Source organism: Mesobacillus sp. (assembly GCF_049588175.1).
Lineage (GTDB): Bacteria > Bacillota > Bacilli > Bacillales > Cytobacillaceae > Mesobacillus.
In genome coordinates this window covers 1-10446 of sequence record NZ_JBAVFI010000545.1, presented here as the reverse complement: position 1 = coordinate 10446, position 10446 = coordinate 1, and the positions used below count along the sequence as shown (strand labels likewise).

Sequence of the window (10446 nt, the reverse complement as noted above, 5' to 3'; positions counted from 1 at the left end):
AAAGGAATTGTCTGCTGGTGCATCAAAGGTAGCTGCCGGTTTACAAGAAGCAAACAGCAAGCTTCCTGCCATGGAGGACGGTACACTCAAGCTCAAACAGGGCTCAGAGCAGCTGTCACAAAATATGCTTGCCTGGAAAAAGGGTTCAGATAATGCAGCAGCAGGAGCAAATGAACTGCACTCAGGCATTCAAGAGCTGCAGAAACAAATGCAAATGATGCAGCCGCTTTTAGCCGCTTATCCAGAAAAGCAGCAACAATTGGCAGAAGCATTGCAAAAATTGGAAGCAGGAAGTGCCGAGCTTGCTCAAGGGACAGGAACTCTTTCAGATTCCGCTGGTGCCCTTGCAGGAGGAGCACAGCAGCTGAATGGCGGTCTGAATCAATTATCTCAGGGTCAATCACAGCTGAGCAAAGGATTTGAGGCTCTATCGTCAGGAGGAGCACAGCTTCAAGAAGGAGCCAATAAACTAGCTGCTGGACAGGAACAGTTTAATTCCGGGATGGGCATGTTTGGTGAAAAGCTTGCCGAAGCAAAATCAGGATCAGATAAGCTTGCAGCAGGATCAACGAAGCTTGCTGGAGGCATGGACCAGCTTGCAGCAGGATCATCTGCAATGGCAGATGGAGCTGGTAAGCTGTCATCTGGTGCTGAGAGGCTTGCTGATGGAAATGGAAAAGTAGCTGATGGCACAACGGAACTTGCCGATAAGCTTAAAGAAGGTGCAGAAAAAGCGAAGGTCAATCCTTCTGATGATACGTATGATATGCTTGCTGCTCCTGTTAAATTGGAGAATGAGAAAATCAACAAAGTTCCAAACTATGGAACAGGTTTCGCACCATACTTTTTATCTTTAGGACTTTTTGTCGGTGCATTGCTGCTGTCTATAGTCTTTCCGTTAAGAGAACCTGCAGGGGTGCCATCAAGCGGCTCCAGCTGGTTCAGGAGTAAGTTTGTGATTTTAGCAGGAATAGGTGTTGTTCAGGCATTGATTGCTGATGCCATATTGCTTGGAGGATTAGGTTTGCAGGTTAAGAGCCTTCCGCTCTTCCTGATCTTTTCCATAATAACAAGTTTGACATTTATCGCCCTTGTCCAATTCCTTGTCACTTTATTGGGGGATCCAGGACGATTTGTGGCAATTGTCATCTTGATCTTGCAGCTTACAACAAGTGCAGGAACATTCCCATTGGAATTGATCCCAGGATTCTTGCAGAAATTCAATGCATTCTTGCCAATGACGTATTCAGTACAAGGCTTCAAAGCCGTCATTTCAAGCGGGGATATCAGCTTCATGTGGCTAAATGCCGGAATCCTCGGAGCGTATATTGCTGCATTTTCAATTGGAACCTGGTTCTACTTCCATCTAATGCATAAGAGGCGATTTGCCGTTTCTGCAGAAAAATAGATGTTTTTTATAGCTTTTTAAAAAAGGCCAGCCGTTCAAAAAATGAACGAGCTGGCCTTTTTTTTGCTATAAAAAATTGTTTATTTTATCCAGAAAAACAAAATTAGGAAATTAATAGAAGTTTTATAGTTTCCCGGGATGCATGCATCCATCGCACTTATTTCCATAACATTCGTGCTGTTCTTTTATTGGTTCTCCACACTCCAAGCATTGTTTCTGAGGTAAGTTACGAAAGAATTCAACGATATTTTCAATCATGTTGTTCGCCTCCAATTTATAAAAGTGTTTTGATACAGTTTAGTTATTATTTAAATTGTATTATAACAGAGTAATATCGTCAATGATTGTTTTCTGAAAAATACCGTTTAAATGAAAAAATGGGCAAAATGAAGTATAGTGGAAGCAAACACGGGTTTAAAGGAGGAATATCAATGAAGCTCACTATAGTAGGGTGCTGGGGCGGATATCCTAAGGTTAATGAAGCAAGCACCGGGTATTTGCTCGAGCATGATGGCTTTAAGCTTATGATCGATTTTGGCAGCGGTGTCCTGGCGAAGCTCCAAAACTTTGTACAACCGGAAGAGTTGGATGCGCTAGTGCTGTCACACTACCATCCTGATCATGTAGCTGATATCGGTGTGCTGCAGCACGCAAGACTTATCCAGGGGTTTCTAGGTAAAAAGTCGGCTCAGCTGCCAATATACGGTCATGCAAAGGACAAGCAGGAATTCGCAAAGCTTACATATAAAAACATCACAAAGGGTATAGCTTTTGACCCTGAGAAAAAGCTGGAAATTGGTCCTTTTACCATTACCTTCATGACCGCGGTACACCCTGTACCATGCTATGCAATGAGAATTGAAGCAGGAGGGAAAGTCCTGGTTTACACGGCAGACACTTCTTACAAGGAAGAATTCATTTCCTTTGCTTCAGGGGCAGATTTGCTGCTTTCCGAGTGCAATTTTTATGGCAGCCAGGATGGCAAAGGTGCAGGCCATATGAACAGTTATGATAATGGAAGGCTCGCTCAGAAAGCAGAAGTTAAACAGCTCATGCTGACTCACCTTCCTCATTACGGTGAACTGGAACAGCTTGTTACTGAAGCATTGACCATCTATGAAGGCCCGATATCATTGGCAAAAGAAGGACTGGAGTTTACATTATAAAAGGAGAATCAACGATGCTATTTATTGATAATAAAGGGATCACAGATCCGAGAATCAACCTGGCGATAGAAGAATACGCCTTAAAGAACCTCGATATAAACGAAACATATCTTTTATTTTATATAAACGAACCGTCCATCATCATTGGCAAAAACCAGAACACGATCGAAGAAATCAATACAGAGTATGTTGAGAAGAATGGCATCCACGTAGTCCGTCGTCTATCAGGCGGAGGCGCTGTATACCATGATTTAGGCAACCTGAATTTCAGCTTCATTACGAAGGATGACGGAGAAAGCTTTCATAACTTCAGAAAGTTTACAGAGCCAGTTGTCAATGCTTTGAGAAAATTAGGCGTGGACGCAGAATTAAGCGGAAGGAATGATCTTCTTGCTGAAGGAAGAAAAATTTCAGGAAATGCCCAGTTCTCTACAAGGGGCCGAATGTTCAGCCATGGAACCTTATTATTCGATTCAGAAATCGAGAGTGTTGTTTCAGCCCTTAACGTGAAAAAAGATAAAATCGAATCAAAAGGCATTAAATCCATACGGAGCCGTGTGGCCAACATTTCTGAGTTTCTTTCTGAAAAAAAGACAATTGAAGAGTTCCGCAGCCTTCTATTAAAAAATATTTTTGAAGGGATGGAGGAAATTCCGGAGTATATCTTAACGGAAAAGGATTGGGAGAATATCCATGAACTTTCAAAAGAAAGATATCAGAACTGGGACTGGAACTATGGGAAGTCACCGAAATTCAATCTTCAGCATTCTCATCGTTTCCCTGTCGGCCAAATAGATGTGCGCTTTGAGGTGAACAAAGGAATCATTGAAAACTGCAAAATATATGGAGATTTCTTTGGTGTCGGCGATGTGAACGAAATTGAAGCTAAGCTCACAGGCCTAAAATATGAGAAATCACAAATAGCGGCAGCTTTAGAAGAGATTGATATCAAACATTATTTCGGAAATGTTTCTAAGGAAGATTTCATTAATCTAATTTATTGAGCAGGAAGAAACGCGATGTCTTTGACACCGCGTTTTTTATTCATTTTCAGTTAAATTGACGAAAATGTCAGCACATTTTTCTTGAATACATAATTTTCTTTCAATATAATATATTTAGAAAACTTTTTACAGTTTGGTGATGTTACATCACCACAAAGGGGGAAGGGAGTTAATGAATCTTTCATCACAGCTTCATCACACTGCCTCGGTGCTTGGCGAAAAGCCGGCATATTTTTTCATGGACAAGGCGAGTACATATGCTGAACTTGATGCAGCTGTTACCAAGTTTGCTTCGGGCCTTGAAAAACTAGGGGTGAAAAAAGGCGATCATATCGCGCTGCTGTTAGGAAACTCTCCACATTTTGTCATCAGCTTGTACGGAGCTCTCCGGCTCGGTGCAACAGTAATTCCCATCAATCCAATTTATACTGCAGATGAAATTGGCTATATTCTGAACAACGGGGATGTTAAAGCCGTTGTTGGACTGGACCTGATGTTGCCTTTGGCTGAAAAAATGCATCAGCACCTGCCTAAGGTAGAGAATTTCATCATTTGCGAAACAGGTCAGAGCCAAATGTCAGAAGAGGAAATTTCCAAGTTGTCATTGGGTTCAAAAATGAAACCGTTTACACATATCGTCGGTTTTGGTGATCTCGGATATAAAGGGCCAGAGCTTAATGAGGACGATGTCGCCATCATTCTTTATACATCTGGAACAACAGGAAAACCAAAGGGTGCCATGCTTACACACAAGAACCTTTATAGCAATGCGAAAGATGTAAGCGATTACCTGAAGATGAATGAAGATGATCGTGTCATTACTGCATTGCCAATGTTTCATGTGTTTTGTTTGACAGTTGCCCTGAATGCACCATTAATGAATGGAGGAACTTTGTTAATTGTTCCTCGCTTCAGCCCGGCAGAGGTTTTCAGAATTGCAAAGAAATATGAGGCAAGTGTATTTGCTGGAGTACCTACGATGTACAATTTCTTATTCCAGTATCCTGAAGGAAATCCGGATGATTTAAAATCATTGAGACTGTGCATTTCCGGAGGAGCATCACTTCCTGTAGCATTGCTGCATAATTTCGAAAGAAAATTCAACGTGATGGTCTCCGAAGGGTATGGACTGTCCGAAGCTTCACCAGTGACATGTTTTAACCCGCTAGACCGCCCTCGCAAGGCTGGTTCGATTGGCACTTCGATTATCAATGTAGAAAACAAGGTTGTAAATGAACTAGGGGAAGAAGTTGCTCCTGGAGAAGTTGGCGAATTGATTGTTCGTGGGCCAAATGTGATGGCGGGCTACTATAAAATGCCTGAAGAGACGGCTGCAACAATCAAGGATGGCTGGCTTTATACTGGCGACCTTGCGCGCATGGACGATGAAGGTTATTTTTATATCGTCGACCGCAAAAAAGATATGATCATTGTCGGTGGGTACAATGTGTATCCTCGTGAAGTCGAAGAGGCTTTGTATAACCATCCTGATGTAGTTGAGGTTGCCGTCCTGGGGGTACCAGACCCTAATTTGGGCGAAGCAGTCAGATGCTACGTTGTCAGCAAGAATCCCGAACTGACAGAAGAGCAGCTGCTCGATTATTGCCGTGAGCATATGGCTAAATACAAATTGCCAAGTGCAATCGAGTTCTTGGAAGAACTGCCTAAGAATACAACCGGCAAAATTTTAAGAAGAGCATTAAAAAATCAAATTTTACAGGGTCAATAAATTTGAGAGAGGCTGGCTTCCAAGCAGGCCTCTTTTTTAAAGAGGATTTTTTTATATTAACCAAGAATGAGAATAAAGAAAGGAGTGTTGTGGTTTGCAAAATATCCATTTTGAATTAAAAGGGCATACTGCTATCGTCACACTAAATCGCCCTGATGCACTCAACGCATTTAATTATGACACGCTTGAAGAACTTCAGAAGACAGTTGAAAAAATCAGGACAAGCCTTGAAGCAAGAGTGATTATTTTTACAGGTGCCGGAGAGAAAGCATTCAGTGTTGGAGCGGATCTAAAAGAGCGCAGGACTTTGGCTGATGAAGACGTAAAGCGGAATATTTATAAAATAGGTGAAGTATTCACTGCAATTGACCAGCTGCCGCAGCCTACGATCGCAGCAATCAATGGATTCGCGTTTGGAGGCGGGATGGAGCTAGCCCTTGCCTGTGATTTCCGCATTGCTGCAGCGGGAACACTCATGGGTTTGACAGAAACAAGTCTTGCCATCATCCCCGGCGCCGGAGGAACACAGCGTCTGCCAAGGCTAGTCGGACAGGCAAAAGCATTAGAATTGATTTTGACTGCCCGCCGAATTAAATCAGAAGAAGCTCTGCAATATGGCCTTGTCACATCAGTAGCCGAGAAAAAAGATTTACTTGATGAGTGCTTCCGTTTGGCAGAAATGATGCTCGCTAACGGACCAGTGGCATTACAGCAGGCAAAATTCGCTATTAAGCAGGGAATGAATGCGGATCTGCAGACTGGACTGCAACTTGAGCGAAAAGCGTATGAAGTGACGATTCCGACTGAAGACCGCCTTGAGGCTCTAGCTGCTTTTAGTGAGAAGAGGAAGCCAGTATTTAAAGGAAAATGATGAAACACGGCTTTGGCCGTGTTTTTTTATTTCGGGAGAAGAAGTACTTTTCCATGGTAATGGAAGTATGTATAATATATTTTAATGATTAAATAGTTTAATGGAGTAAAGGGTTAAATATTTAATAGTTTAGAAAGGCGGGAAGCGCGTGGAAAGCACATTAGCAGTCAAGCAAGCAACAGAGTTTAAAAAAGGAATCCAATCAGGCATCAGTATTGCGATAGGCTATATGCCGATTGCGCTTACCTTCGGTTTGATTGCCAAGACGACAGGACTTTCATTGGGTGAAACAGTGATGATGAGCCTGCTGGTTTTTGCGGGTGCAGCTCAATACATATCATTAAGCCTGCTGGCGCAGGGAATTGGGATTTTTGAAATTGTCCTTACTACTTTTATTGTTAATATCCGTCATTTTCTTATGTCTGCCTCACTGAACGAAAAGGCGGACGAGGACAGTATCCCCGCGAGAATGGCCTATTCATTCGGCATTACCGATGAAACCTTTTCGGTGGCTGCGACTCGTGAAGGAACTGTAAATGCAGGATACATGTTCGGTTTGAACCTTACCGCTTATTTTAGCTGGGTAATCTTTTCAGGATTAGGCTTCCTCATTGGTGCAGGGTTGCCGCAAACCCTGCAGGAGAGCATGTCGGTTGCTCTTTATGCAATGTTTGTCGGACTGTTGGTGCCGTCGATGAAAAATAATGTGAAGGTAGTTTTTCTCGCCATTCTCGCGGCGTGCTTCAACTCAATTTTCACCTTGGCTGAACTAATGTCTACCGGCTGGTCAATTGTATTGGCAACTCTCCTGTCCGCTATTTTAGTAGAATTAGTGGAAACGATTAAGAATGGCAGGAGGACAGAAGCAGATGAGTAGAGAAATGATCATCATGATTATCGGAATGGCAGTCGTAACATACCTTCCCAGAATGCTTCCATTTGTTATGTTCAAGGGGAAGGAACTGCCCCCATTTTTACAGGGAGTGTTGAAAAACGTGCCATATGCCACGCTTGGTGCCCTTATTTTCCCAGCGATACTTTTTATCCAGGAAGATATCTGGTACGGTGTCATCGGAGCAACATCCGCGTTCATTGCCGCTTTCTTAGGTGCAAATGTAATCGTCGTAGTCATAGGTTCTATTTCCGTTTTGACATTATATTCGTATTTTTTCTAGATCTGCTTTGTTGCAGGTCTATTTTTTTATACTTGAAAGATTTTATAAAAATCAAGCACCAAATGAAATAAATAACGAAATGTTGACAAGGTCAGAGAATACATTATAATTAACTTTATTAATTCCGACTAAACTTATTTGTTTTATTTGAATGGGGTGATTTAATTGTTCATTTCTATAAATAATGTTCATAAACAATACGCAGATAAAGATAATCACCAGATTGATATTTTGAAAGGTATTGATCTTGGAGTAAATAAAGGTGAATTTGTTTCGATTCTTGGTCCTTCTGGCTGCGGGAAATCTACGCTTCTATCAATTGTTGCCGGTCTAACTCCAGCAACCAGCGGAGAAATTCTTATTGATGGCAAGCGTATTGAAAAACCTGGAAAGGATCGGGGAATGGTTTTTCAGCAGGCAGCTTTGTTTCCTTGGCTGAATGTGCTGGAGAATGTCATCTTTCCTTTTAAAAGAGAACTGCCAAAGAAACAGGCAGAATCAGAAGCGAAAAAATATCTGCAAATGGTTCAGCTAGGAAACTATACAGGGCATTATCCACACGAGCTGTCTGGCGGGATGCAGCAGCGTGTCGCAATCGCCAGAGCACTTGCGATGAATCCGGATATTCTCTTGATGGATGAACCATTTGGCGCGCTTGATGAACAGACGCGTTCTCGTCTGCATGACCAGCTGGAGACCATCTGGACAGAAACGCAAAAGACGATTTTATTTGTAACTCACAGCATCTCTGAATCAATCAAACTATCAGACCGGATCATCGTGATGGGGACGAAGCCTGGTATCATCCTTAAGGATATTAAGGTGGATATCCCAAGACCGCGCCATCAGCACAAAAAAGCGATGGTGGAGCTGGAAGAATACATCATGGGATTCCTGAAGAAGGAAATCGACAAAGTGGTCAGAGAGGAACTTGCACATGAATCCAACCATTAAAAGAATCATATTTTTCACAGCAATCATTGCATTTTGGTATACAGGATCGAAACTGGAGTGGTGGCTGCCAATCATTTTGCCGTCTCCGGAAAAAGTGCTTGAGGCGTTAGTGACTGGATTCCAGGATAAAACATTGATATACGATTTAGTCGCCAGCTTTAAACGTCTGGCAATTGGTCTCGGGATATCTCTCGTGATTGGATCAGCACTGGGAGTCCTGCTCGCGAGGTCAAAATCTGCCGATGAGACGATAGGTACAGTCGTGCTTGCACTTCAAAGCGTGCCAAGTATCGTCTGGCTGCCACTGGCCATTATGTGGTTCGGCATGAATGAAAAAGCCGTTATATTCGTTGTTGTACTAGGTGGCACATTTGTAATGACTCTCAATCTCAGAATGGGCATTAAAAATGTTTCACCACTTTATATAAAAGCAGCCAGGACAATGGGGTCCACCGGCTGGGATTTATTTCGAAGAGTGATTTTTCCTGCATCGATTCCATATGCCGTGACAGGCGCAAGGCTAGCATGGGCATTTGCCTGGCGTGCGTTGATGGCAGGTGAGCTGTTGAGCACCGGACCGGGGCTTGGCTACACGCTGCGCTATGCTTCAGATTTCGGGAACATGGCTCTAGTAATTGGTGTCATGATTATCATTGGGGTTATTGGAACAATTGTAGACCAGATCATTTTCCAGCGGATCGAAAAATCGGTGCTTCACCGCTGGGGACTTGAATCATAAAACTAAGGGGGAAATCTTATGAAAAAAGCTATTTTAGTAGTAACCTTCTTGTTCACGTTTGCGGTGCTGCTTTCCGGATGCGGTTCAGGAGGAGCCTCGAAAACAGGCGCTAAAAAAGAAAAAATCGTTATCGGTTATTTTCCGAACATCAATCATGTACCAGCAATGGTCGCAAAGGATAAAGGGTTTTACCAGCAGCAGCTTGGCGACGGCACAACAATAGAGTATAAAACCTTCGCTGAAGGCGGCTCGTTCATGACGGCGCTTAAAACCGGCGAAATTGATGCGGGACTTGTAGGTCCTGCTCCTGCGATGAACAATTATACAACAGGTGCTGATGTGAAAATCATCGCCGGGGCGTCGACTGGCGGCACGGTCGTTTTAGCAAGAAAAGGAGTCAGCATCGACTCTGTTGAAGACTTTGCAGGCAAAACCTTCATTACTCCAGGCGTTGGCTGCACACATGACGTTCAATATGAAACATATCTGGAGGAAGCGGGCATTACATCAGAGCGCATAGGCGGAACGATGAAGCATCTGACAGGACAGCCGGCACAATATGCTGCCATGCTGAAATCTGGAAAAATCGACATTGCTGTAGCTCCTGAACCATGGGCTGCTGTTATTGAAAAACAAACGGGTGCTCAGGTGGTCATAGGCTGGGATGAAGTAGCATATGGCGAAACACTGCCGGCTTCTGTCATGGTCACTTCAGGTAAAATGATTAAGGAAAACCCTGAAACCGTTCAAAAAATTATTGATGCTCATAAGCAAGCGGTCAAATTCATCAATGAAAATCCTGAGGAAGCACAACAGATCACAATTAAAGACATCAAAGAAACAACAAAGCAAGAGCTCGAAAAGGACGTAGTAGAGCTAGCCTGGGAGCGAATTGGTTTCACTTATGAAGTAGATGAGAAAACAATCCAGGAGTTCTCTGATTCCTCCTATGCCTTGAAATTCCTAAAGGATAAACCCGACTTTAAGAAATTGATCGATAAAACTTTTATCAATTAATATAAACAAGTTATGCAGAGTACCAAGAAATCATCTTGGTACTCTTTTTCTATGACTCTTTTCTAAATGATTATTGTTTTGAACCGAATTTTATAAACAAATCGATGACTAGAGCGGAAGTACATGACTCTAGCGGGATGGGTGAGAGATAAAATGTTCCGATCAGGAGATCATTTTTTCACCAAGCATGCGCATGAAGTGCCAAGAAGACTCAACAGCCATCCGGAAAGCGAGCACCCTTTCATTCGAGTCAACAGCTTTTCCTCTAGCAGATGGTCTTGAGCAACCGTCCGCCGTCCGTGAACGATTCAAACCCGCTTCTTATCAGAGGAATGTATGTGAACGGGCAAGTTAAATTAATCCACCAATAAGCCCCCTTGGCC

Annotated in this window: 11 protein-coding genes; 10 read left to right on the top strand and 1 reads right to left on the bottom strand. The window is 42.9% G+C overall.

Annotated elements, in window-relative coordinates; genetic code table 11:
- Positions 1-1408, top strand: a 1408-nt coding sequence (locus WB217_RS13410; RefSeq protein ID WP_423993716.1) for a YhgE/Pip family protein, incomplete at its 5' end; no start/stop codon positions are given.
- Between the two features lie 123 nt (positions 1409-1531).
- Here the strand turns inward: WB217_RS13410 and yhfH are convergent.
- Positions 1532-1666 (bottom strand): protein YhfH, encoded by a 135-nt coding sequence (yhfH, locus tag WB217_RS13405; RefSeq protein ID WP_207498986.1) that lies wholly within the window; start codon positions 1664-1666, stop codon positions 1532-1534.
- 173 nt (positions 1667-1839) lie between these two features.
- On the opposite strand from yhfH, the gene WB217_RS13400 reads away from it, so the two are divergent.
- The 9 genes from WB217_RS13400 to WB217_RS13360 all read left to right on the top strand — a co-directional run bounded on the left by WB217_RS13400 (position 1840) and on the right by WB217_RS13360 (position 10063).
- Positions 1840-2574 (top strand): MBL fold metallo-hydrolase, encoded by a 735-nt coding sequence (locus WB217_RS13400; RefSeq protein ID WP_423993715.1) that lies wholly within the window; start codon positions 1840-1842, stop codon positions 2572-2574.
- 14 nt (positions 2575-2588) lie between these two features.
- Positions 2589-3578, top strand: coding sequence for a lipoate--protein ligase (locus tag WB217_RS13395; protein WP_423993714.1), 990 nt, complete (start codon positions 2589-2591; stop codon positions 3576-3578).
- A 172-nt stretch (positions 3579-3750) separates the two neighbouring features.
- Entirely contained in the window at positions 3751-5307 is a 1557-nt protein-coding gene (locus tag WB217_RS13390; RefSeq protein WP_423993713.1) for a fatty acid--CoA ligase family protein, read from the top strand.
- 94 nt (positions 5308-5401) lie between these two features.
- Positions 5402-6178: an enoyl-CoA hydratase-related protein gene (locus WB217_RS13385; protein ID WP_423993712.1), complete on the top strand. Its 777-nt coding sequence runs from the start codon at positions 5402-5404 to the stop codon at positions 6176-6178.
- Positions 6179-6326: 148 nt separating this feature from the next.
- Positions 6327-7055, top strand: a complete 729-nt coding sequence (locus tag WB217_RS13380; protein WP_423993711.1) for an AzlC family ABC transporter permease — start codon at positions 6327-6329, stop codon at positions 7053-7055.
- Positions 7048-7353, top strand: coding sequence for an AzlD domain-containing protein (locus tag WB217_RS13375; RefSeq protein ID WP_423993710.1), 306 nt, complete (start codon positions 7048-7050; stop codon positions 7351-7353). Before WB217_RS13380 ends, WB217_RS13375 begins: the two co-directional genes overlap by 8 nt.
- A gap of 165 nt (positions 7354-7518) precedes the next feature.
- Positions 7519-8307, top strand: a complete 789-nt coding sequence (locus tag WB217_RS13370) for an ABC transporter ATP-binding protein (RefSeq protein WP_423993709.1) — start codon at positions 7519-7521, stop codon at positions 8305-8307.
- A complete protein-coding gene (locus WB217_RS13365) occupies positions 8291-9046 on the top strand; it encodes an ABC transporter permease (protein ID WP_335430079.1) in 756 nt (251 codons plus the stop codon). The genes WB217_RS13370 and WB217_RS13365 overlap by 17 nt, the downstream gene beginning before the upstream one ends.
- Positions 9047-9064: 18 nt before the next feature.
- Positions 9065-10063 (top strand): ABC transporter substrate-binding protein, encoded by a 999-nt coding sequence (locus WB217_RS13360; RefSeq protein ID WP_423993708.1) that lies wholly within the window; start codon positions 9065-9067, stop codon positions 10061-10063.
- Positions 10064-10446 lie beyond the last annotated feature (383 nt).